The organism is Flavobacterium piscinae (assembly GCF_004122145.1).
GTDB lineage: Bacteria > Bacteroidota > Bacteroidia > Flavobacteriales > Flavobacteriaceae > Flavobacterium > Flavobacterium piscinae.
Genome location: NZ_SBKQ01000018.1, coordinates 1 through 22,308 on the forward strand (window position 1 = coordinate 1; position 22,308 = coordinate 22,308).

The 22,308-nt window shown below is 35.5% G+C and carries 19 protein-coding genes and 1 tRNA gene; 10 read left to right on the forward strand and 10 right to left on the reverse strand.

Going from position 1 to position 22,308, the window contains the following annotated elements:
* The 3 genes from EQG68_RS14095 to EQG68_RS14105 form a co-directional block, all read left to right on the forward strand.
* Positions 1-2,753, forward strand: a 2,753-nt coding sequence (locus tag EQG68_RS14095; protein ID WP_129465532.1) for a gliding motility-associated C-terminal domain-containing protein, incomplete at its 5' end; no start/stop codon positions are given.
* A 14-nt stretch (positions 2,754-2,767) separates the two neighbouring features.
* A complete protein-coding gene (locus EQG68_RS14100; RefSeq protein WP_129465533.1) occupies positions 2,768-3,709 on the forward strand; it encodes a PorP/SprF family type IX secretion system membrane protein in 942 nt (313 codons plus the stop codon).
* A gap of 12 nt (positions 3,710-3,721) precedes the next feature.
* On the forward strand, positions 3,722-5,599 hold the full coding sequence (locus EQG68_RS14105; protein WP_129465534.1) for an OmpA family protein: 1,878 nt from the start codon (positions 3,722-3,724) through the stop codon (positions 5,597-5,599).
* Positions 5,600-5,601: 2 nt separating this feature from the next.
* Here EQG68_RS14105 and EQG68_RS14110 read toward each other — a convergent pair whose 3' ends face one another.
* Both EQG68_RS14110 and EQG68_RS14115 read right to left on the reverse strand, forming a co-directional pair.
* Entirely contained in the window at positions 5,602-6,174 is a 573-nt protein-coding gene (locus tag EQG68_RS14110; RefSeq protein WP_129465535.1) for a pentapeptide repeat-containing protein, read from the reverse strand.
* Positions 6,175-6,235: 61 nt separating this feature from the next.
* Positions 6,236-6,309: transfer RNA gene (locus EQG68_RS14115), tRNA-Arg, on the reverse strand.
* Positions 6,310-6,378: 69 nt separating this feature from the next.
* Here EQG68_RS14115 and EQG68_RS14120 point away from each other — a divergent pair.
* Positions 6,379-6,891 (forward strand): adenine phosphoribosyltransferase, encoded by a 513-nt coding sequence (locus EQG68_RS14120; protein WP_129465536.1) that lies wholly within the window; start codon positions 6,379-6,381, stop codon positions 6,889-6,891.
* On the opposite strand, the gene EQG68_RS14125 is transcribed toward EQG68_RS14120, so the two are convergent.
* On the reverse strand, positions 6,885-7,037 hold the full coding sequence (locus tag EQG68_RS14125) for an SsrA-binding protein (RefSeq protein WP_129465537.1): 153 nt from the start codon (positions 7,035-7,037) through the stop codon (positions 6,885-6,887). The two genes, EQG68_RS14120 and EQG68_RS14125, sit on opposite strands and share 7 nt — an antisense overlap.
* A 17-nt stretch (positions 7,038-7,054) precedes the next feature.
* The gene (locus EQG68_RS14130) at positions 7,055-8,263 is read right to left on the reverse strand and encodes an MDR family MFS transporter (protein WP_129465538.1); all 1,209 of its coding nucleotides are present in this window, start codon (positions 8,261-8,263) and stop codon (positions 7,055-7,057) included.
* Positions 8,264-8,577: 314 nt separating this feature from the next.
* On the opposite strand from EQG68_RS14130, the gene EQG68_RS14135 reads away from it, so the two are divergent.
* The 5 genes from EQG68_RS14135 (at position 8,578) to EQG68_RS14155 (ending at position 12,968) form a co-directional block, all read left to right on the forward strand.
* Positions 8,578-9,996 (forward strand): alpha-amylase family glycosyl hydrolase, encoded by a 1,419-nt coding sequence (locus EQG68_RS14135; protein WP_129465539.1) that lies wholly within the window; start codon positions 8,578-8,580, stop codon positions 9,994-9,996.
* Between the two features lie 26 nt (positions 9,997-10,022).
* Positions 10,023-10,619 carry a DUF1684 domain-containing protein gene (locus tag EQG68_RS14140; RefSeq protein ID WP_129465540.1) on the forward strand — a complete coding sequence of 199 codons (597 nt, stop codon included), beginning with the start codon at positions 10,023-10,025 and terminating at the stop codon, positions 10,617-10,619.
* Positions 10,620-10,669: 50 nt separating this feature from the next.
* Entirely contained in the window at positions 10,670-11,326 is a 657-nt protein-coding gene (locus tag EQG68_RS14145) for a TatD family hydrolase (RefSeq protein WP_129465541.1), read from the forward strand.
* 57 nt (positions 11,327-11,383) lie between these two features.
* Positions 11,384-12,103 carry a tRNA threonylcarbamoyladenosine dehydratase gene (locus EQG68_RS14150; protein WP_129465542.1) on the forward strand — a complete coding sequence of 240 codons (720 nt, stop codon included), beginning with the start codon at positions 11,384-11,386 and terminating at the stop codon, positions 12,101-12,103.
* Between the two features lie 205 nt (positions 12,104-12,308).
* Positions 12,309-12,968 (forward strand): HAD family hydrolase, encoded by a 660-nt coding sequence (locus EQG68_RS14155; RefSeq protein WP_129465543.1) that lies wholly within the window; start codon positions 12,309-12,311, stop codon positions 12,966-12,968.
* A gap of 1 nt (position 12,969) precedes the next feature.
* Here EQG68_RS14155 and EQG68_RS14160 read toward each other — a convergent pair whose 3' ends face one another.
* From EQG68_RS14160 to EQG68_RS14175, 4 genes are all read right to left on the reverse strand, one after another.
* Positions 12,970-14,430: a cryptochrome/deoxyribodipyrimidine photo-lyase family protein gene (locus EQG68_RS14160; protein WP_129465544.1), complete on the reverse strand. Its 1,461-nt coding sequence runs from the start codon at positions 14,428-14,430 to the stop codon at positions 12,970-12,972.
* A 116-nt stretch (positions 14,431-14,546) separates the two neighbouring features.
* On the reverse strand, positions 14,547-15,833 hold the full coding sequence (locus EQG68_RS14165; protein ID WP_129465545.1) for a cryptochrome/photolyase family protein: 1,287 nt from the start codon (positions 15,831-15,833) through the stop codon (positions 14,547-14,549).
* A 42-nt stretch (positions 15,834-15,875) separates the two neighbouring features.
* On the reverse strand, positions 15,876-16,574 hold the full coding sequence (locus EQG68_RS14170) for an SDR family NAD(P)-dependent oxidoreductase (protein WP_129465546.1): 699 nt from the start codon (positions 16,572-16,574) through the stop codon (positions 15,876-15,878).
* Positions 16,575-16,577: 3 nt separating this feature from the next.
* Complete coding sequence (locus EQG68_RS14175; RefSeq protein ID WP_129465547.1) at positions 16,578-17,045, reverse strand: SRPBCC family protein; 468 nt, start codon at positions 17,043-17,045, stop codon at positions 16,578-16,580.
* 137 nt (positions 17,046-17,182) lie between these two features.
* Between EQG68_RS14175 and EQG68_RS14180 the strand changes: the two genes are divergently transcribed.
* Positions 17,183-18,031, forward strand: coding sequence for a DUF2911 domain-containing protein (locus tag EQG68_RS14180; RefSeq protein ID WP_129465548.1), 849 nt, complete (start codon positions 17,183-17,185; stop codon positions 18,029-18,031).
* 70 nt (positions 18,032-18,101) lie between these two features.
* Here the strand turns inward: EQG68_RS14180 and EQG68_RS14185 are convergent, their stop codons facing one another.
* Both EQG68_RS14185 and EQG68_RS14190 read right to left on the reverse strand, forming a co-directional pair.
* Entirely contained in the window at positions 18,102-20,513 is a 2,412-nt protein-coding gene (locus EQG68_RS14185) for a TonB-dependent receptor plug domain-containing protein (RefSeq protein ID WP_129465549.1), read from the reverse strand.
* Positions 20,514-20,519: 6 nt separating this feature from the next.
* Positions 20,520-22,226 carry a sodium:solute symporter gene (locus tag EQG68_RS14190; protein WP_129465550.1) on the reverse strand — a complete coding sequence of 569 codons (1,707 nt, stop codon included), beginning with the start codon at positions 22,224-22,226 and terminating at the stop codon, positions 20,520-20,522.
* Positions 22,227-22,308 lie beyond the last annotated feature (82 nt).

Consider the following 22,308-nt stretch of genomic DNA (forward strand, 5'->3'; position numbering starts at 1 on the left):
CAGGGGTGTATACGTATACCCTTATCGGAACACCACCCTGTGCAAACAGTACGGCCAGTGTAACGGTAACAGTCAACCCCACACCAAATCCGGGAGAAGCAGGAGCTGCCCCATTTTGTGCCAACTCCCCGGCAGATGATTTATTCAATTATTTAGGCGGTACCCCTGATGCAGGCGGAACGTGGTCACCGGCATTAGCCAGTGGTACAGGCGTATTTGACCCGGCACAAGACACCGCAGGCGTGTATACCTATACAGTAAGCGGCACAGCACCTTGTACCCCACAAAGCACCACAGTTACAGTCACAATTAACCCCATCCCCAATGCGGGAACTGATAACAGTATTGTTTTATGTGAAACAAGTCCGGCAGTAGATTTATTCACACAATTGGGCAATAGCCCTGAAACGGGCGGAACGTGGTCACCGGCATTAGCGAGTGGCACGGGAGTATTTGACCCGAGTCAAGATGCAGCAGGGGTGTATACGTATACCCTTATCGGCACACCACCTTGTGCAAACAGTACGGCCAGTGTAACGGTAACAGTCAACCCCACACCAAATCCGGGAGAAGCAGGAGCTGCCCCATTTTGTGCCAACTCCCCGGCAGATGATTTATTCAATTATTTAGGCGGTACCCCTGATGCAGGCGGAACGTGGTCACCGGCATTAGCCAGTGGTACAGGCGTATTTGACCCGGCACAAGACACCGCAGGCGTGTATACGTATACAGTAAGCGGCACAGCACCTTGTACCCCACAAAGCACCACAGTCACAGTAACGATCAACCCCATCCCCAATGCGGGAACAGATAACAGTATTGTTTTATGTGAAACAAGTCCGGCAGTAGATTTATTCACACAATTGGGCAATAGCCCTGAAACGGGCGGAACGTGGTCACCGGCATTAGCGAGTGGCACGGGAGTTTTCGACCCGAGTCAAGATGCAGCAGGGGTGTATACGTATACCCTTATCGGAACACCACCCTGTGCAAACAGTACGGCCAATGTAACGGTAACGATAGATTCGACTGCAAATGCAGGAGTTTTTACAGGAATTCAAAGTGTTTGTGCTTCTGAAGGAACATTTGATTTAAACAACTTATTAGATGGAACGCAACAAACAGGAGGTATTTGGACAGATAATCAAGGTGATGTGGTTACAACTGTGATTACAATTTCTAATTTATCAGCGGGAACATATAATTATACTTATTCTGTTACGACCGATTGTAATACTGATTCAGAACCTGTTCAATTAACAATTATTCAAGGAACAGAAATTCTACCGGAAGATGTGATTGTTTTTTCCCCAATTTGTCTAGGTGAAAATTCAACGGTTACGATTTTTAATCTACCTGATGGAAGTTATTCACTAAATTATTCATTAACGGGGAGCAATAACTTTCCAAATCAAATAGTATTGTTTACAGTTACCGGAGGCGAAGTGACCTTTGAAATTGATACGACACAATTAGTAAATCCAGGAATAACTAATTTAGTTTTTAATTCAATATTAAATACGGTTACAACTTGCGAATCTTTACTAACCGGATTATCATTCACAATTGAAATTTTACCGAGATTAACTTTAGTTGAGACAAACTTAACTATTCAGAATGTTTGTTTAGGAACAGATGTAATTGTTCAAATTTCAGGAGCAACCGGTTTAGCTGACGGAATTTATCAAATTATTTATTCCATTCCAAACGCTAATCCGATAACAGGGAGTTCTGGAGATTTTACTATTACTTCCGGATCCGGTCAATTTATAATTCCGGGTACTGTTTTTCCAAATGCAGGAGCCTATGTATTATCTATTAATTCAATTACAAGTGAAGCGACTCCTTGCGACAATTTGAATCCAGCTGTTTCCTTTTCTTTTGAAATTTTACCTGCAGCTACTATAACCGATGCTCTAGTTTCATTGTCTGCACTTTGTGCTAATACTGATGGTACTGTTTCAATAACAAATGCAACCAATTTGTCCAACGGGCTTTACGAATTAACCTACCAGATAACGGGAACTATTACGCAAAACCAAACTATTAATGTTGAATTTATAAACGGTGAAACTAGTTTTATAATTCCTTCTACAATCATAAATAATAGTGGTGAAATTACCCTTTCAATCAATCAAATCAATTCAAATGCAGGAAATGCTTGTGGTACACCCGGTCATACTTTCAATTCAGTAACGTTAACAATTGAAAATGTAGAAACCCCTCAACTTGTTGAAGGAGGAAATTCATTTTGTGAAGATGATAATGCCACTATTGCTAGTTTAAGTAGCGGAATCAACACAAACGAAACCATTATATGGTATGATGCTCCTTCGAATGGAAATGCCTATGCTGATTCAACAGTTTTAGTTGACGGACAAATTTATTATGCTGCAATTCAGTCTTCTACCGGTTGTGAGAGTACAATTAGATTAGAAGTCACTGTATTTATAAACGATTGTACAGAAATCATAATTCCTGATGGTTTTTCTCCTAATGATGACGGAATTAATGACTTTTTTGTGATTAAAAACATCAGAACACTTTATCCTAATTTTGATTTGGAAATATTCAACCGTTATGGAAATATTCTTTATAAAGGAAATGCAGCTTCTCAAGATTGGGATGGTACATCCGATAAAGGAATTCAAATTGGAGGGAACAAGCTTCCGGCCGGAGTTTACTTCTTTATCATCAACTTTAATGATGGTGAAAGAGAACCATTGCAAGGAAGAGTTTATTTAAGTAGATAATTTCAACATTAGTTATGAAAAAACGTTTGAGATATAAAATTCAATTATTCCTATTACTTATGTCAATGATGGCAATGGCACAACAGGATCCGCAATACACTCAATATATGTATAATATGAGTGTTTTGAATCCCGCCTATGCCACGGATAATCCGGATGTTATTAATTTTGGGGCACTTTATCGTGCACAATGGGTAGGTTCGGTTGGAGGACCGACAACAGGTTCTTTTTTTGCACATTCTCCCATTGCAAAAAAAGTGGAAATGGGACTTTCTGTCATTCATGACCAAATTGGCGATGTAGTAAATGAAACCAATGTGTTTGTTGATTTTGCCTATGTTTTAAAATTAAATGAGTCAAACAAACTCTCCTTTGGAGTGAAAGGAGGAGCTACTTTTTTTAATACAACGTTTGATGGTTTTGTTTATTCTGATGAATTACCTGATCCGGCTTTTGCTAATAATTTAAGTAGAGTATTTCCAAATATTGGGGTGGGAGCATTCTACTTTGGTGAAAATTATTATCTCGGTTTATCAAGTCCAAATTTATTACGAACTAAACATTTGGAAAGAGAAGACGGAATTATTGCAACCGGGGTAGAAGAAATTCACTATTTTTTTACCGGAGGATATGTGTTTAATTTGAATGATAATTTAAAGTTTAAACCGGCTTTTATGTCCAAAGTAGCCACCGGAGCTCCAATGTCTTTTGATGTTACTACTAATTTTTTAATTAATAATGTATTTGAAATTGGTGCCGGCTATCGATGGGATGATTCGGTGAGCGGATTAGTAAATTTTAAAATTTCTCCTTCATTAAGAATTGGTTATGCCTATGATTACACGCTTTCTAATTTGGGTAGATTTAATTCCGGTAGTCATGAGATTATGATTTTATTCGATTTGAATAAAAAAGGTAGTATGAACGGTTATGATAAATCGCCTCGATTCTTCTAAAAAATAGAGAAAATGAAAAACATAAAAATACTATTTTTCTTTTTGGTTTGCAGTCAATTGTTATTGGCTCAAAAAGCGACACTTAAAAAAGCAAATGAACTTTTTGCCAATAAAGCTTACATAGAAGCAGCCAAAATATATGAAAAATTTAAAGATAAACAAGAACAAAATGTACTGCAGAATTTAGGAGATTGTTATTATTATAATGCAGAAATGAAGTTTGCTGCAGACAATTACGGAAACTTGGTTTTTAAATATAAGGACAGTGTAAAACCGGACTATCTTTTCCGCTATGCTCACGCTTTAAAAGGTCTGGAGGATTATGAACGAGGAGATAAAATCATGAGTGACTATTTGAAATATCCCGTCGATACTAAAAAATTTAAGGAGCATCTGAATAATATTGTTCCCTATAATTACAAAGTCAATCAAATGACCAGAAGTACTAGTACAGGTGATTTCGGAATTTCAATTTTTGGGGAGAAAGTTGTTTTTGCTTCGCTCCGAAATGCTGAAAGTCCGTTATACAAATGGAATGAAAAACCTTATTTGGATTTGTATGAAGCAACAGTTTCTAAAGACGGTATTTTAGAAAACATCAAGCCTTTTTCAGAACAAATCAATACTAAAACACATGAAAGTAATGCTGTTTTTACGAAAGATGGAAAAACCATGTACTTTAGTAGAACCAATGATAAGCAAGTGCAAGTGGGTGATGAAAAATTTGCCTCGGTTAAGCTTTTTAAGGCTGAATTAGTTGAAAATGAATGGACAAATGTATTGGAATTACCCTTTTCCAGCGATCAATTTTCAACGCAACATCCTGCTTTAAGTGTGGATGAGAAGAAGTTGTATTTTTCAAGTGATCGAGATGGTTCACTTGGTTCATTTGATATTTTTTATGTTGAAATTTTAGAGGATGGTACTTTTTCTGAACCTCAAAATTTAGGGGATAATATCAACACCATTCACCGTGAACAATTTCCATTTATTGATGAGGAAGGAACCTTGTATTTTGCTTCTGATGGGTTACAAGGTTTGGGTGGCTTAGACATCTTTATGGCTAAAGTTTATGATAATGTGTTTGCCAAACCAATTAATTTAGGTGAAACGATTAATACAGGAATGGATGACTTTGCCTATGTTTTAAAGCCCGGTGAAAACTTAGGTTATTTTGCTTCAAATCGAAAAGGGACAGATAATTTATATTCGTTTATCAGAGAAGAGAACGAAAGGAGATTTATTGTCGAAGGTGATGTTCGGGATAAAGTAACCAAGGAATTGTTACCAGGTACAACAGTTACTTTATTTGATATGGATGATAAATTAATAGGTCAATTAGTAGTTGGTGAAGATGCTGATTATGTTTTTAATACAGAACCCAACACAAAATATAAGATAGTTGCAGACAGAGATTTTTATGCATCCAAAGAACAAATATTTGAAACTACCGATGATGGACGTGTTCGTTTTACCATTGAATTAGAAATTGAATCTTATGATGATGCCGAAGAAATCATTGTAACCAAAGACGATGGATTGGTTTATATTCAACTTGAGAATATTTATTTTGATTTGAACAAATGGGATATTAAAGAAGAAGCGGCTCGCACATTGGATGTATTGGTGGCAATTATGAAAAAATATCCAAGAATGGTAATTGAGTTAGGAGCTCATACCGATTCACGTGCTTCAGATGCTTATAACTTGCGATTATCACAAGATAGGGCAGGAGCAGCTCTGGAATATTTAGTTTCTAATGGAATTGATAGAAATCGCATGCGTTCAAAAGGGTATGGCGAGCGTGTACCTTTAATTAACTGTAGTGATAATTGTTCAGAAGTTGAACATTCAATCAACCGCCGTTGTGAATTTATTATTCTGAAATAAAGTTACTTAATTACCAAATCATATTTAGAGAGCAATCCTTTTAGACCTTCTGTTGAAAAGATTGCTCTTTTCATTTTGTTTTTTTCAGGATCGATGTTAAAGTCATAACTCGAATAGAAGTCGGCTTTTTGCAGAATAGTATCAATAAAAACAGCTCTTCGTAAGTTACAATTGTCAAACAATGCTTCGGTTAAATCACAATTCATAAAATCAACCGAAATCATACTGCAATTAATGAACTGCATTTTTTTTAGTTTCAAAGCATAAAATTGAGCATAATCCAACAAACAATTTGTAAAATTAAAATTGTATATCACTTGGTCTGTCATCGCAAAATTTACCGATGTAAAATCACAACCAACAAATTCTACATCTCTTAAAGAAACATAATTAATTTTGGTTTCTTTGAAATTGCATTCATGAAAAGTACATTCTATAAAAACCACTCCTGTAAAATCACAAGATGCAAAATCACAGTTTCTAAAAATACATTGTTCAAATTCATTATAACGAATGGATGAATTTTCATAAATAATATCGTTAATTTCTTCGTTGTAAGTATAATTTGTTTTCATCAATTAAATTTTTAAATATAAAAAAAGCTTCTCTAGTAGGAGAAGCTTTTAAAGATTTTTGTGACCTCGACAGGATTCAAACCTGTAACCTTCTGAGCCGTAATCAGATGCGCTATTCAGTTGCGCCACGAGGCCTTAATGCGGGTGCAAATATAGGTATTTTTGTGTAACTTGCAAACCTAAATTCAAATTAAACCAACTTTTATGGCTCTTGAACAATACATTCGTGATATAGTAGATTTTCCCAAGCCCGGTATCATTTTTAAAGATATTACCCCACTTTTAGCAAGTCCCAAAGGAACAGAAGAATGTTTACAGTTGCTAATCAATAGTTTGAAAGAGAAACAAATTGACAAGGTAATTGGAGTGGAGAGTAGAGGATTTTTCTTTGCTACCCTTTTAGCTCATCATTTTAATGCCGGTTTTATTCCCGTTCGAAAACCTAAAAAATTACCATTTGAAACCATTTCTGCTTCCTATGAACTAGAATATGGAACGGATACCCTTGAAATGCATATCGATGCTATTCAACCCGGAGATAAAGTTTTAATTCACGATGACGTTTTAGCCACCGGAGGAACCGCCAAAGCTGTTTGTGAATTGGTGAAACAATTAGGAGGCGAAATTGTACAAGTGAATTTTTTGATGGAACTCTCCTTCCTAAACGGTCGAGAAAAAATCAAAGAATACGATATTTTTACCGCTATAAACTATTGACGCTTTTCATCCAAAGCTCTTGTAGTTACATAATACCTCCAGCCAATTATTGCCATTTGCCATTTTTTGGCTTTGGTTAAATCCAATTGTTGTTTGGTAAAACTGGGTAATATGATTTTATTGATTTTGGATAAGAATGTATACATGTTGTAAAAATATAAAATTATTCCTTTTTAACCATCTTTATCACCCAAATCGAACACAAAACAGCCACCATTCCGCAGGTGCCCATCACCAACCAATTCACTTGGTAACCATAAATGTCAATAATTTGCATGCCCATTTTTGAACTGACAATATGAGCCAAACTGAATGTCATGGTATATAAGGCCATATAACGACCTTCATGTCCTCTTGGTGCCCGGCTTAACGCAAATGAGTTGGAGAATGGGAAAGCAAACATTTCACCAAACGTTAAAAACAAAATGTTGATTACTAAAATTCCCGCCCAAATATTAATTAACAAAGCATAAAATCCTAAAGCCATACATAGTGAACCTAATAAAACAATTTTCATTTTATTGACTTTGTTGCGTTCAAAATAGCTCACAATCGGCATTTCTAAAAGGAAAACTAAAAAACCATTCAACGTCATTAATAATCCGATTTCAAATTCGGTTAATCCATATTGTTTATTATTGTATAAAGGTAATGTGGTAAATAATTGAAAGAAAATCATCCCCGTCACAAAACTCACAAACAAGAATACCCAAAATGGACGGTCTTTGAAAACCGATTTTCTAGGTTCTTCAAATGCATCAACATGTTCATTTTTTATTTTTTTCTTTTCTTTTACCAAAAGCCAAAAGATGGAAATCGCCAAGATGCAAGTACCACCATCCACCCAAAATAATCCGGCATACCCAATATTCATAATGATTAAACCTCCCAAAGCCGGTCCGGCGGCAAACCCTAAATTTACTGCCAATCTCACTAGGGTTAAAGCTCTGGTTCTGTTTTCAGGCTTGGCATAAGCTCCTAACGATACAAACATGGCGGGTCGAAACATATCGGCAATAATCATCACAAAAAACCAAGCAATACAAAGTGTCGAAAATTCTGTAATAAACGGAAAAATAAAAAGCAATAATCCTGTACTCATTAGACTGAAAACCATGACTTTATAAAAACCAATTTTATCGGCTAACTTTCCGCCAACCCATGAACCTATCATTGAACCGGAACCAAAAAAGACCAAAATTGTACCTACATCAGAATAACTAAATTTTAAATCTTCATTTAAATATTTAGTCAAAAAAGGCAACACCATCGTTCCTGCTCGATTAATAAAAGTAATAATCGTCAGAATCCAAATTTCTCTCGTAAAACCACGAAAATTATTGATGTATCTCGAAAATGCAGTTGTGAGCATGCGTAAAAGTTGACTGTCGCAAAGGTACAAAGTCAAGTGAGTAATTAATATAAATTTAGTATCAATATTTTTTTAGAAGCTATTCCGGCTATTCGTTCCAAGATTTTTTGTCTGTTTGTTTTTTTCTAAGGCAAAAAAATAGCTTCCGCTGGTCGCTTTTTTTTTGCCAAGAAAAAATACAACCATACTGCAAAAGGCTTTCCACTACTATCCGGGCTAGGATATTGTGCTAAAAAGAAAAAATCTTTTCAATGCTAAATTCAAACGGTTCTTTTTAAGTATATTTAAATTTTCAAAATTCAAACTTACTATACATGAAATTTTTTTTTAAATCGAATCGAATACATACTATTTTATCAGTTGTTATTTTTGCGTTGCTATTGAGTTGTAATAAAGAAGAATCCAACAAACAAACCAACCAAAATAGTGATGATGATCGTTATCTTCCCAAAGAATATGTGCAAGTTAAACATCCGGAATGGGTCAAGAATGCTACGATTTATCAATTAAATACTCGTCAATTCTCAGCAGAAGGAACTTTTAAAGCTGCTCAAAAAGAACTTCCAAGGTTAAAAGAAATGGGCATCGATATAATTTGGCTCATGCCTATCAATCCCATCGGTGAAAAAAATCGAAAAGGTACTTTAGGAAGTCCATATTCCGTAAAAGATTACCGAGCTGTAAATCCTGAATTTGGCACATTGGATGATTTAAAATCCTTTGTAAAGGAAGCTCACCAATTGGGTATGCATGTTATTTTGGATTGGGTGGCTAATCATACCGCTTGGGACAATCATCTGGTAAAAGATCATCCCGAATGGTATAAAAAAGACTATAAAGGTGAATTCAGACCCACGCCTTGGTGGGATTGGGACGATATTATTGATTTGGATTACAGTCAACCGGAATTGCGAAAATACATGACTGACGCTATGAAATATTGGGTTAAAGAAGCCGATATTGATGGCTATCGTTGCGATGTTGCGGGTTTTGTACCAATCGATTTTTGGGATAATCTACGTACAGAATTAGATGCCATTAAACCGGTTTTTATGTTGGCAGAATGGGAATCCCGTGATATGCATGCCCATGCGTTTGATATGACTTATGCTTGGAGTTGGAACGAAAAATTACACAAGATTTGCAAAGGACAAGCAAATGTAAATGAGCTTTATATATATTATTCGTGGAATGAAAGTTTTTTTCCGAAAAACAGTATTCGAATGACTTTTGTGAGTAACCACGATAAAAATGCTTGGGAAGGCACCATGTGGGAACAATTTGGTGACGGATTAGAAGCTGCCATTGTACTCTCGGTTGTGGGGGATGGGATGCCATTAATTTACAACGGTCAAGAAGCCGGAGAACCGAAGCGTTTAGCTTTTTTTGAAAAAGATCCAATCGTTTGGAAGTCGCATCCAATTGGTGATTTGTATAAAAAGTTGTTTGCTTTAATGAAACAAAATACTGCTTTGTGGCATGCTAATTGGGGAGCTTTAATGTTAAAAGTACCTAACTCAAAGGAACAACAAGTATTTAGTTTTGTGCGTCAAAATGAAAAAGATAAAGTTTTTTGTGTGTTTAATTTTTCAGATAAAACTCAAGATGTAACCTTTAAAGAAACACTATTTCCGGGAACATATCAAGATTTTACCACAGAAGAAAGCATAACATTATCACCAACTACCCAAATGACTTTAGCCCCTTGGTCTTACAAAGTATTTGTAAAATAAATAGTTGAAAATTTAAATCAATATCTATGAAAAAAGTTTTCTTTCTTTTCTTACTCACACAACTCGCTTTTTCACAACAACAATTTGAACGCGATTCGGTCATTCAGTTTCAAAAAAACATGAATGAACATTACGCTGATTCAGCTAAGAGTCCGTTAAAGAAAAAAGATGTAGCCGTTTTTCAATCGTTAGATTTTTTTCCAATCAACGAAAAGTATTTTGTAAAAGCAACCTTCAAACGGACCAAAAAAGAAAAACCGTTTGAAATGAAAACGACAACCTCACGCAGACCTTTGTATGTCAAATATGGCGAACTTCACTTTGAAATCGATGGAATTAATTGTCAATTAAACGTTTATCAAAACGTTGAATTTTCCAAAAAACCGGGTTACAAAAACAGTTTGTTTCTCCCTTTTACCGACTTAACTTCAGGTATTGAAAGTTATGGAGGTGGCCGCTACATCGACCTCAAAATCCAAGAAGGAAAAATCTGGACAATTGATTTCAACCAAGCCTACAATCCGTATTGTGCCTACAATGAAAAGTATTCCTGCCCAATTGTTCCTGAAGAAAACGATTTGAAAGTGGAGATAAAAGCGGGGGTAAAGGCGTTTAAGAAATAAGTTTTTAATTGCTTCGTGAAATTAGAAATCCGTGAAAATCTGTGAAATCCGTGTCTAAATTATTTAACTTACACACTCATAACTACACCAACCAAGAAAAGATTCTCGAATTGGTCAATCAATACCCGTGGGAATTTGATGAGAAAATCCCATTTTATTCCATCGGAATTCATCCGTGGTACATCAACGAAGACAGATTGAGTTTTGATTTACAAGTAATTGAACAAAAATTAGCTATAAAAAATTGCCTCGCTTTAGGCGAATGTGGACTCGACAAACGCATTGAAATTCCATTAGAAACCCAAAAAAAAGTATTCAAAGCCCAAATTTTATTAGCAGAAAAATACCAAAAACCCTTAGTTTTGCACTGCGTTGCTGCTTTTCAAGAAATCATCCAAATCAAAAAAGAACTGAACATCACAGTTCCCATGATTATTCACGGATTTTCTAAAAATGAACCAACCGCAAAACAACTTTTGGATAACGGATTTTATCTTTCCTTTGGGAAATATTTAGTGCGAAATCCGGAGTTGAAAACCGTTTTTCAATCGGTACCCAACGACAGATTTTTTCTCGAAACGGATACCATTGAAGAATCGCTTGAAGAAGTATATGCTCTAGCAGCAAAGTATAAAAACATAGAAATTGAGGAGGTAAAGTTGATTATTCAAACAAATTTCAGCAAGGTTTTTTTGCGAAATTTATGAAGTCCGATAACAGAACTGACAACTGAAAACTGACAACCGAAAACTGACAACTGAAAAATGGCTAAATGGCAAGAACGAGCTGAGCTCTTATTTAAAACCGAAGGATTAAACAATTTAAAAAACGCAAACGTACTGGTCGTTGGATTAGGCGGAGTAGGCTCCTTTGCAGCCGAATTCCTTGCCCGTGCCGGCGTGGGCAACATGACCATTGTAGATGGTGATACAGTAGATATTACGAACATCAACCGACAATTACCCGCTTTACATTCTACCGTTGGGATGCCCAAAGTGCATGTTGTAGGCGATCGATTGATGGATATTAATCCCGAATTGAATCTAACTAGAGTACAAGAATTCCTCTCTCCGGAAAGAGCGTATGAATTGGTTACTTCCGATTTTGACTATGTGTTGGATTGCATCGATAGTATTACTCCAAAACTCAATTTATTGATTGCTGCCAAACGCAAAAAAGTAAAAGTCATCAGTAACATGGGAGCCGGAGGTAAGTATGAAGCTTCCAAAGTGAAAGTACGCGACATTAGCAAAACGGAATATTGTCCACTAGCCAAAAACATCCGCAAGCGTTTGAAAAAAGAGGGAATTTCCTCAGGAATCAAAGCGGTATATTCCACCGAAATGCCTGACGAGTCCAGTTTAAAAATGACCGATGGCACCAATTTTAAAAAATCGTTTTACGGAACCAACAGCTGGATGCCGTGCTTATTTGGATTGCATGCGGCCGAAACGGTGGTGAAGTATTTGTTGAAGAAAAACTAATGTGGCAATTAGCCAATTAGTCAATGTGACAATTAATGGCATTTTCAAAATTTTATAGATTTTTAAAATCTGTGTTCAAAAAATATTTAAAAGCATTTACAAAAGCAAAAAAAAATCTGTCCCGATAGCTATCGAAATCCGCGTTTAGCTTCAGCTAATCAGAAAAATCCGCGTTCAATTTTTAAATTTAATCATAACAATCTTAATGATACAAACCGTAATTTTCGACATGGATGGCGTAATCGTTGACACCGAACCGGTGCATCATTTTGCCTATCAACAACATTTTAAGCAACTAAACATTGACGTTTCGCCGGAAATGTATGCTTCGTTTACCGGAAATTCTACCAAAAATATTTACGAACGACTTAAGACTGTTTATGGTTTAAAGGAAGAGGTGTTGGATTTGGTAGAAGTGAAACGCAATCTGTTCAATGACGCTTTTGACCAAAAAGAAGATTTGTATTTATTGGATGGAGTAGAAGATTTAATTCAAGAATTACATCAAAACGGCATGCAATTGATTTTGGCTTCGTCATCAGCCAATGTTACAATTCAACGTATTTTCAACCGATTTGATTTGGATCAATATTTCACCCACAAAGTCTCCGGAGAAGATTTTCCGAAATCAAAACCGCATCCGGCCATTTTTCAAAAAGCTGCAGAACTGGCAAAAACTCCGGTGGAGCATTGCATCGTAATTGAAGACAGCACCAACGGAATCATGGCTGCTAAAGCGGCAGGAATTTACTGTGTGGGGTACGATAGTTTTCACTCTAAACTCCAAGATTATTCATTAGCCGATAAAGTTATCAGTCATTTTAATGAATTGAGTTTTGAAAAGATTCGTTTTATAAAACACTAAATTATTGAGCCTCTCGATCCGGCAAAGTATGTTTTTCTATAATCCGAAAACTATCTTTTTTGACTTCTTTTTCTTTTCGCATCGACCAGAAAAAATCACTTGAAAATCTTCTGGCTTCTTCCAAATTCACAATTGGAAAAGGATAATCGGCTCCTATTTCAAAATCATACAGCATCTGTTCGATTGGGGTTAGTTTCCAAGGTTCATGAATAAATTCAGTTGGAATTTTGACAAGTTCCGGAACCCATTTCCGAATAAAAACTCCTTCCGGATCATGTTCATACGAGTTTTTCACCGGATTATAAACGCGTAACGTATTGATTCCTGTAACTCCGGCTTGCATCTGAATTTGCGGATAATGAATGCCGGGTTCAAAATCAAGAAATTGTTTGGCCAAGTGCGGACTACAATTTTGCCAAGGTTGAAACAGATGATGGGTGTAAAACGAAACCACCAAAGCCCGCATTCTGAAATTCAAATAACCGGTTGTATTCAAACATCGCATGCACGCATCCACCAGCGGAACGCCTGTTTTTCCTTTCACCCAAGCTTGATGGTATTCCGGAATAACCGTTTGCTTCAGATTGCGATAGCCTTTGTTCACGGCTATAAATTCCATGTGGCATTCCATTTCAAATTTTTGAATAAAATGGGCTTGCCACCGCAAACGAGAAGTGAAGTTATCAATTTGTCGCACGTTTTTCTTTTGAGCCCTGAATTGCATGCTTAATTGAATTACTTGTCGAATGGAGAGATTTCCCCAAGCAATATAAGGTGAAATTCGGCTGCAACTGTGTCGTCCTAATTCGGGTTTTGAAATATGCCGACTATAATTGGCGACTCGTTCCTCTAAAAAAGATTTCAAATAGCGAATTCCGGTAGTGGTACCTCCTTTTTGAAAAGGAGTGTTTTTTGGAGTTGAAAGTGAAACAGTTTTGAAAACTGCCTTTATTTTTTCAAAATCATTTTCAGTTAAAAAAGAATTTGATTTGGGTTGAAAAGAAAATTGCGGTAATTCCATGAATTCCACCCAATCATCACGCCACGTTTTTCGGTTGGATAAGCCACGTTTGACACCATTGGTGATGTATTCATTCCAAAGAATATTATTTTTTTTACAAAAAGTTGAAACGGCTTTGTCCCGATCAAAAGTGAGTTTGATACCGGTTTCCTGATGAGAAAAAAGTCTGGAAATCGATTGAATTTGGTTGATTTTTTCCAATGCATCAACAACTTCACTTTCAATGATTAATAGTTCAGTTGAATAGGATTTTAATTGCTTTTGAAGGTCTTCTAACGATTGTTTGATGAAATCAAAATGACGTGGACTATAATGATGATCATTGAGTAATGAAGGTTCAAAAATGTACAACAAAAGCGTTGGTTTATTCGATTCCAAAGCTCGAAAGAGAGCTTCGTTATCGAATAATCGCAAATCTCTTTTGAACCAAACGATGTTCATTTTTAAAATAAGTTACTATTATTTTTTAAACCATTAAGAGATTTAGTTACATTAAGAAATTTGATAACTTAATGAACCTTAATGTCTTAATGGTTAAAGTTTTATTATCTATGTTTTTATCCAACGGCTTCTTTATACACTTTTAAGCATCGTTCTCTTGCTTCTTTGTGATCTACAATAGGTTTAGCATACGCAGAAGTTTCCACTTCCGGCACCCATTTTTTAATGTATTGCCAGTCTTTATCAAACTTTTTGATTTGCTCTGTCGGATTAAAAATTCTGAAATACGGAGCCGCATCAACTCCGGAACCCGCTGACCATTGCCAATTGCCGATATTACTCGCTTGTTCGTAATCCAATAACTTTAAAGCAAAATAGGCTTCGCCCCAACGCCAATCGATTAAAAGATGTTTACATAAAAAACTGGCGACAATCATCCGGACGCGGTTGTGCATATGTCCGGTAGTATTCAATTCCCGCATTCCGGCATCAACGATGGGATAACCGGTTTTTCCTTCGCACCAATTTTTAAAATCCGTTTCGTTGTTATTCCAACGAATGGCATCGTATTTTTCTTTAAAACTTTTATTGATGGTTTGTGGAAAATGCCAAAGAATTTGCATAAAAAATTCACGCCAAATGAGTTCGTTCCAAAAGGTTTCATTTTTATTTTCAATGGCTTTTGCGACCATTTTTCGAATGGAAACGGCTCCAAATCGCAAATAAATACCAAGCATCGAAGTTCCCTTAATTGCCGGAAAATTTCTCGTAGCTTCGTAATTAGAAATTAACTTTTCTGAAATATCATATGGAGCTACTTTGATTGGAGAAGGTTCAAATCCAATTTCTTTCAAACTTAAAAAAGGGTAAGAGTGACTCGCGATTTTAGCTAATTTTTTTTCGGATTCGTAATGAACTAAGGGAATCGTTTTAAACTTTTCTTTCCATTTTCGGGAGTAGGGAGTATAAACAACATACGGATTTCCATCGTCTTTGGCGACTTCGCTTTTTTCAAAAATTACTTGGTCTTTACTGGTTTTAAACTCAATGTTATGTTCTTTGAAAAGTTGATACACTTCTTTATCCCTTTTGCGGGCATAAGGTTCGTAATCATGATTGGTATAAACCGTATTTATTTTTTGTTCACGAATTAATTTTTCAAAAATATCAAGGGGTTTGCCATGAAAAATAGCCAAAGATTTTCCGATTTCGTTTAATTGATGTTGAATAGTGGAAAGACATTCATGTATAAATGTCACCCGAGCATCATCTTTTGGAAGTTGTGATAAAATTGCTTCGTCAAAAATAAAAATGGGCAATACTTCTTCATTACTATTCAAAGCATGAAAAAGCCCAATATTATCATCTAAACGTAAATCTCTTCGAAACCAGAAAATTGTCATAAGTTGGGTAAAGGCTTAATGGTAATGGATATTAGTTCAAAGTTAACCATTTACAAGTAAAGTGGACATTCCGCCATCTACGTGAAAAATTTGTCCGGTTATCCAAGTGCTTTTATTACTCAATAAAAATTCGGCCATTTGTGCTAAATCTTCCGGTTGACCGTAACGCTTTAAGGGATGACGTTCTGCCGATTTTTCTTTTTTTACCTCATTATTCAAAAATTTATCCGCTAATGGAGTGTCCGTTAAAGAAGGAGCAATTACATTAACGCGAATTTTTGGAGCATATTCAGCTGCCAACGCTTTTGCAAAACCTTCAATGGCACCTTTTGCAGCGGCAACACTGGTGTGAAATGGCATTCCCATACTCGCTGCAACACTACTGAACAACACAATACTTGCTTGTTCAGAGGCAGTTAATTGTGGTAAAACAGTTTGAATAACTTTTACCATATTAATAAAGTTGACTTGCAAATCACTTTCAAAAGTTTCGGGTTTAATACCTTTAAAAGGGCGTAAATTGATGCTCCCTGGGCAAAACACTAAACCATCAATTACTGCTGGTAGTTGTGCGTTATCTAATACATCAGTTGAAGCATCAAATGGAATGTAATTTACCCTTAAATTTGTAATTTGTTCATTAGTTCGTGCGGCGATGTATAAGTTGCAATCAAATTGCATCAATTGTGCAATGGCTTTTCCGATACCATATGAACCGCCAATCAATACTATATTTTTCATCGTTTATCCTTTATATTCTCCAAAAAGTTCAATTAATTTTTTCTGACGATAATCAAAGATTTCCTTCAATTTAGGTTTTACCAAAATAGGATGCACCATTTGACCTAAGATTCCCAATGGGATTTTATAATCTACAATGTCTTCCATTTCCACACCACCCGGAATCTCTTTTAAAAAGTGTTTGTGATGCCACAAAGCATAAGGCCCGAATCGTTGTTCATCTACAAAATATTTTCTGTCTACTACATGTGTAATTTCGGTGACCCATTTGGTTGGTATGCCTAAAACCGGTGTTACGATATACTGTATTAATTGTCCAGGATACATTTCGCGGTCAGCACCGGATAAAATATTAAAACCCATGTAATCGGGTGTAATTGTTTTTAGATTTTTTGGATCTGATAAAAATTTCCAAGCCTCTTCTAATGAAATTGGCAAGTTTTGTTTAGTGTGTAAAGTGTATATTTTCATTTTTTTTGGTAAAGATATAAAAATGTTTAATCATTTGTTTAAAAAGCTAAACAAAATAAAATGTATTTATATTTTTTTTAACAGTCAGTACCGTTTGTAAACAGTAAATTTGAAACATAAACAAAATGTATTTAACTATGAAAAAATTATTTGTAAGTGCTTTTTTAACAATAGCTTTGATGAGTACTCATGCTCAAGTAAAAACACCAGCTGCCAGTCCAAGAGCTAATTTTGAGCAAATGGTTGGATTAACGGAAATAGAAATCGATTATAGCCGTCCGAGTGCAAAAGGAAGAACCATTTTTGGCGATTTAGTTCCATTTGGAAAAATGTGGCGAACCGGAGCTAACCAAAACTCCATGATTACTTTTGGGGATGATGTAACGGTGGATGGTAAAACAATCAAAAAAGGAAAATATGCTTTATTTGTTACTCCAAAAGCTGATAATTGGGAAGTTATCTTTTACACCGATACTGAAAATTGGGGTACTCCAGAAAAATTTGATGAGTCAAAAGTAGCCACACGTGTAAATGTAAAGCCGGAAACTTTAAATCGTCATGTGGAAACATTCACCATTTCATTAAATAATGTAGATAATGATTTTGCTCATTTAGAATTTGCATGGGAAAAAACGGTTGCAGCAGTAAAAATTGAAGTGCCAACTAAAAAGTTAGCCATGGCTAATATAGATAAAGTTTTGGCCGGTCCATCTGCGGGGGATTACTTTTCTTCTGCACAATACTATTACCAATCAAATGGTGATATAGCAAAAGCATTGGAATATGTGAACAAAGCAACTGAAATGACATCAGAAAAAGGAACTCCATTTTGGTATAACCGATTAAAATCTTTGATTCAAGCGAAAGCCGGAGATAAAAAAGGAGCTATTGAAACAGCAAAAGTTTCGTTAGAAGCCGCTGAAAAAGCCGGTAATGCAGATTATATAAAAATGAATAAAGACAGCATTGCGGAATGGAGTAAATAATAAGCTCACGTTAACTAAAATTGAAAATCCTATCCTTGAAAGGGATAGGATTTTTAATTTCTATTTATGATTAAAAAGCTGTTCGAACCGCTAATATGAAGTTTCGTCCCGGAGCAGTAATTCCGGAAGAATAGGGTCGATAGCGTTGATCCGTGATATTTTCTATACCACTGGAGAACGACCAAGTTTCATTCAATTTGAAGACCGATTTAACATTTAATGTATACCAACTCGGCACATACGGATTTCCATTCGCATCAGAGGCATATAAATAGTCTTTTTCAACTTCTGAAGGAGCTAAATCTTCGGCTTTTACTTGTGAATTGTAAACCAAAAACAAATCCGTAGTCCATTTATTCAATTTTAAAATCAAACGAGTATCGCCAAAAAATGGAGCAGCATGGCGAAGTGGTGCAGTATCTCCATTGTCTAATTCTTCTTCGCCTTTAGTCCAATTAGCATTGGTTTTCCAATGTAAATAGGGTAGAAGTTCTACATTCAAACCTGCTTGAATTCCATACACATTTGCTTTTGCTGCATTTTGAATGGCTTGGATGTTGCTTACTTCCCCTTGAAATTCAATAGTACTTTCACCATTTAAGGTATAATTTCTTCGTACTAACGCATCAATTACGTGTGTGTAAAATCCGGTTACATCAAACGAAATTGATTTACCTATTTTTTGTTGGATTCCAACTTCGGTATTGTAAGCATATTCAAATTCTAAATTAGGATTGGGAACCACTAAATTTCCGGGTGTGCTTTCATAAATTTTTCCGACATCATCCACATTAGGTGAGCGAAAGGCTGTTCCGGCATTATAAAATAAGGCTGTATTTTTGGCTGCTAAATAAGTGAAACCCAAACTTCCGGTAAATGCACTTGTGTTGATGTTTGTTTTGTCAAATGGATAATTTACAAAGGTTTTATCAAAAGTAGCATCCAACCAAATTTGATTAAAACGTATTCCGGATTGAAATGTAAATTTTTCAGATAATTTATTTTCATATTGTAAATATGCCGCCAACGATTGCCATCTTGCACCATCCGGATAACGAGAAGGTGCATTACTTTGTTCTTGCGTTTCAATATTTCTTTGAAAACCGGTTGAATTTACATTATTTAATATGTACTCTACACCATATGAGATTCTGTTTTTTGAACCAAATTTTTTAATAAAATCGAAATTAATCGAAAAAGCATCAACATTTTCAATAGTACTGTTTCGAGTTAAGCTATTAAAGTTTCGGTTATGGCGGCTTTCTTCAAATTGTTGAAAACCGGCATTAAATTGTGCTTTATCAAACCATTTGTTTCCTTTGGAATACTTTATTTTTAAGTGATGCATGGTCCATTCTTGCGGTCCATAATACCATTCTGCAAAGCGAAGATTTCCATCTCTTCGACGTAATAATTGGTCATAACGATTAATATCGGAAGTAGTTGAATAGTGGAGAGCATATTTAAAATACCAAAACGCGTTTGGTTTATAAGCTATTTTTTGAATAAAATTGATTTGATTATAACCGGAAGCAACTTGCCTTTCGCGGTTGTCATTGGTAATGATTTCATCTACGCCATCAATAGTTTGCACATAATCCGGTCGGGTGTAAGCATCCGGGCCATGATTTCCCATACGTAAATCTTCAAAGTCACTAAAGGAAGCTGAAGTAACAAACGCCCATTTTTCAGAAGCTACATTCAAATTAAAATGAAGTGTTTTTTCATTGTTGGCAGAAGACCAGCGGCTCATGACATTACCAAAATAGTACTGGCTTTTATCACTTGAAAATTCTGGAGCTAAGGTGTAAAAATTCATCACACCTCCAATTGCGTCGCTTCCGTAAATCACAGTACCGGGACCAAGAATTACTTCTGTATTTTGAATGGAATTGGCATCAATTGAAATCACATTTTGCACATTTCCGCTTCTGAATATGGCATTATTCATTCGGATTCCGTCAACATTAATTAACACACGATTAGTTGCAAAACCACGAATCATTGGACTACCGCCACCCAATTGGCTTTTTTGCATGAATACTTTTCCGGTGTTGGTTAGTAAATCGGCTGTCGTTTGTGGATTAGCCAAAACAATATCTTTAGGCTTAAATGTAAGAATGGAATTGGGTACACTTTTTTTAGATTCTTCCCACTTTGAAGCGGATAGAATTACCTCATTAAGTGAAGTATTATCGGGTGTAAGAAATAGTTTGAACCCCAGTTCTTTAATCTGACTGTAACTTAATGTTAAGGTTTCATAACCTAACATTCTAATAACTATTTTTCTTGCATCCTTAAAATTTGAAAGGTCTACAACTCCCATTTTATTTGTAATTGCAGATGTTTTCGGGTGATTGGAATTAAATGTTACTGACTCAAGATTTTCTCCGGTAGAGCTGTCTTTAACCGTTACTTCTTGAGCAAATAATCCGAATGAAAAGAATTGGATTAAAAGAAACCCAAGTAATTTTTTGTACATATTACTTTAGTTAATTTTTGGTTTTGAAAAAACCTGAATAAAAATTGACAAACCTATAGTAAGTAATGCTCCAAATGCATTAAGCCATAAATAGCCCAGTATTTCTTTACCGGAAGGATAAATATGAATACAAAAGTAATAAATCACAAAAATGACTAACTGACTAATTACCCCTCCATAAAAAATGGCATTTCCTTTGATAAATTTGAGAAAGAAGGCTACAAGAAATATGCCAAGAATGGTACCATAAAACACAGATCCAATAATATTTACTAATTGGATAAGGTTTTCCACCAAAGTTCCAAAACAGGCGAATAGAATGGCAATTATTCCCCAAAGTAAAGTAAAAACCTTAGAAGCTATTACAAAATGTTTATCTGATTTTTCACTTTTGATATTTCGCTTGTAGATGTCAATTACAGTTGTGGAGGATAATGCATTTAATTCTGAAGCGGTGGAAGACATGGCGGCCGAAAGAATAACGGCCAATAACAAACCTACCAGTCCGGTTGGTAAGTAATTGAGAATAAAATGAATGAATACGTAATCTTTGTCATTTGATTCTTGATTGAGATTTTTAATGATGACTTTTGCTTCTTCTTTTAAAAGTTTTTCCTTTTCGTATAATCCAATCATCCTTTTTCTTAATGCAGCATTGTCCACATCAATATTCAATTGCTTTGCATAAGTGAGTGTGATGATTTTCTTTTCTTCGTGGATTTCTTCCAATTCCTTTTGTAATGCCTTGTATTCTTCGGCATGAATTGATTTTTCAACAGCAATTTGGCTGGTTGGATTAAAATTCAACGGAACCTTGTTAAATTGAAAAAACACAAAAACCATGACGCCGGTTAACAATATAAAAAATTGCATTGGTACTTTCAAAAAGCCATTGAAAATTAGTCCGAGTTGACTCTCACGCACCGATTTTCCGGAAAGATAGCGTTGCACTTGGGATTGATCGGTTCCAAAATAAGAGAGAGCCAAGAATAATCCGCCGGTGATTCCGCTCCAAAATGTATAACGACTATTCGGATTAACGGAAAAATCCAAAATATTCATTTTGTCATTCACTCCGGCAATTTGAAGTGCATTGCTAAACGAAACCTCTTCAGGTAGATAGCTCAAAATCAAGTAAAAGGCAATGAACATTCCCAACATGATGATAAACATTTGTTGTTTTTGGGTTACGTTTACTGCTTTTGTACCTCCGGAAACAGTGTAAATAATTACTAAAACGCCAATGATAAAGTTCAGCCAATTCAGGTTCCAACCCAAAATGGAAGATAAAATAATAGCCGGAGCATAAATTGTTATTCCTGCCGCCAAACCTCTTTGAATGAGAAAAAGAATCGCGGCTAAACTTCGTGTTTTTAAGTCAAATCTTTTTTCTAAAAACTCATACGCCGTATAAACATTTAGTTTATGATAAATTGGAATAAAAAAGATACAGATGATTACCATGGCAATGGGCAATCCAAAATAGAATTGCACAAATCCCATTCCGTCATGAAAAGCTTGGCCGGGTGTAGAAAGAAAGGTAATAGCACTGGCTTGTGTGGCCATAACGGATATACCAATTGTCCACCATTTGGCTTCGTTATTGCCTAATATATACTCTTTTACATTTTCACTGCCTTTTGTTTTCCATGCACCATATACTACTATAAAAAGTAGTGTAAAAATGAGTATTAACCAATCAAGTGTTTGCATGGATTAAGAAAAATAGGTTTTAATAAAATAAAACAAAAGGATATAGAAAGCATTGGCAACCAACACCCAAATGTAAATGCTT

What these genes read in the sequence shown, in the direction of transcription:
- EQG68_RS14175 (WP_129465547.1), bottom strand. Translation starts at nt 17,045, where the DNA reads ATGAAAATATACACTTTACACACTAAACAAAACTTGCCAATTTCATTA.
- EQG68_RS14185 (WP_129465549.1), bottom strand. Translation starts at nt 20,513, where the DNA reads ATGTACAAAAAATTACTTGGGTTTCTTTTAATCCAATTCTTTTCATTC.
- EQG68_RS14170 (WP_129465546.1), bottom strand. Translation starts at nt 16,574, where the DNA reads ATGAAAAATATAGTATTGATTGGCGGTTCATATGGTATCGGAAAAGCC.
- EQG68_RS14160 (WP_129465544.1), bottom strand. Translation starts at nt 14,430, where the DNA reads ATGAACATCGTTTGGTTCAAAAGAGATTTGCGATTATTCGATAACGAA.
- EQG68_RS14130 (WP_129465538.1), bottom strand. Translation starts at nt 8,263, where the DNA reads ATGCTCACAACTGCATTTTCGAGATACATCAATAATTTTCGTGGTTTT.
- EQG68_RS14100 (WP_129465533.1), top strand. Translation starts at nt 2,768, where the DNA reads ATGAAAAAACGTTTGAGATATAAAATTCAATTATTCCTATTACTTATG.
- EQG68_RS14110 (WP_129465535.1), bottom strand. Translation starts at nt 6,174, where the DNA reads ATGAAAACAAATTATACTTACAACGAAGAAATTAACGATATTATTTAT.
- EQG68_RS14120 (WP_129465536.1), top strand. Translation starts at nt 6,379, where the DNA reads ATGGCTCTTGAACAATACATTCGTGATATAGTAGATTTTCCCAAGCCC.
- EQG68_RS14150 (WP_129465542.1), top strand. Translation starts at nt 11,384, where the DNA reads ATGGCTAAATGGCAAGAACGAGCTGAGCTCTTATTTAAAACCGAAGGA.
- EQG68_RS14155 (WP_129465543.1), top strand. Translation starts at nt 12,309, where the DNA reads ATGATACAAACCGTAATTTTCGACATGGATGGCGTAATCGTTGACACC.
- EQG68_RS14105 (WP_129465534.1), top strand. Translation starts at nt 3,722, where the DNA reads ATGAAAAACATAAAAATACTATTTTTCTTTTTGGTTTGCAGTCAATTG.
- EQG68_RS14190 (WP_129465550.1), bottom strand. Translation starts at nt 22,226, where the DNA reads ATGCAAACACTTGATTGGTTAATACTCATTTTTACACTACTTTTTATA.
- EQG68_RS14135 (WP_129465539.1), top strand. Translation starts at nt 8,578, where the DNA reads ATGAAATTTTTTTTTAAATCGAATCGAATACATACTATTTTATCAGTT.
- EQG68_RS14140 (WP_129465540.1), top strand. Translation starts at nt 10,023, where the DNA reads ATGAAAAAAGTTTTCTTTCTTTTCTTACTCACACAACTCGCTTTTTCA.
- EQG68_RS14180 (WP_129465548.1), top strand. Translation starts at nt 17,183, where the DNA reads ATGAAAAAATTATTTGTAAGTGCTTTTTTAACAATAGCTTTGATGAGT.
- EQG68_RS14125 (WP_129465537.1), bottom strand. Translation starts at nt 7,037, where the DNA reads ATGTATACATTCTTATCCAAAATCAATAAAATCATATTACCCAGTTTT.
- EQG68_RS14165 (WP_129465545.1), bottom strand. Translation starts at nt 15,833, where the DNA reads ATGACAATTTTCTGGTTTCGAAGAGATTTACGTTTAGATGATAATATT.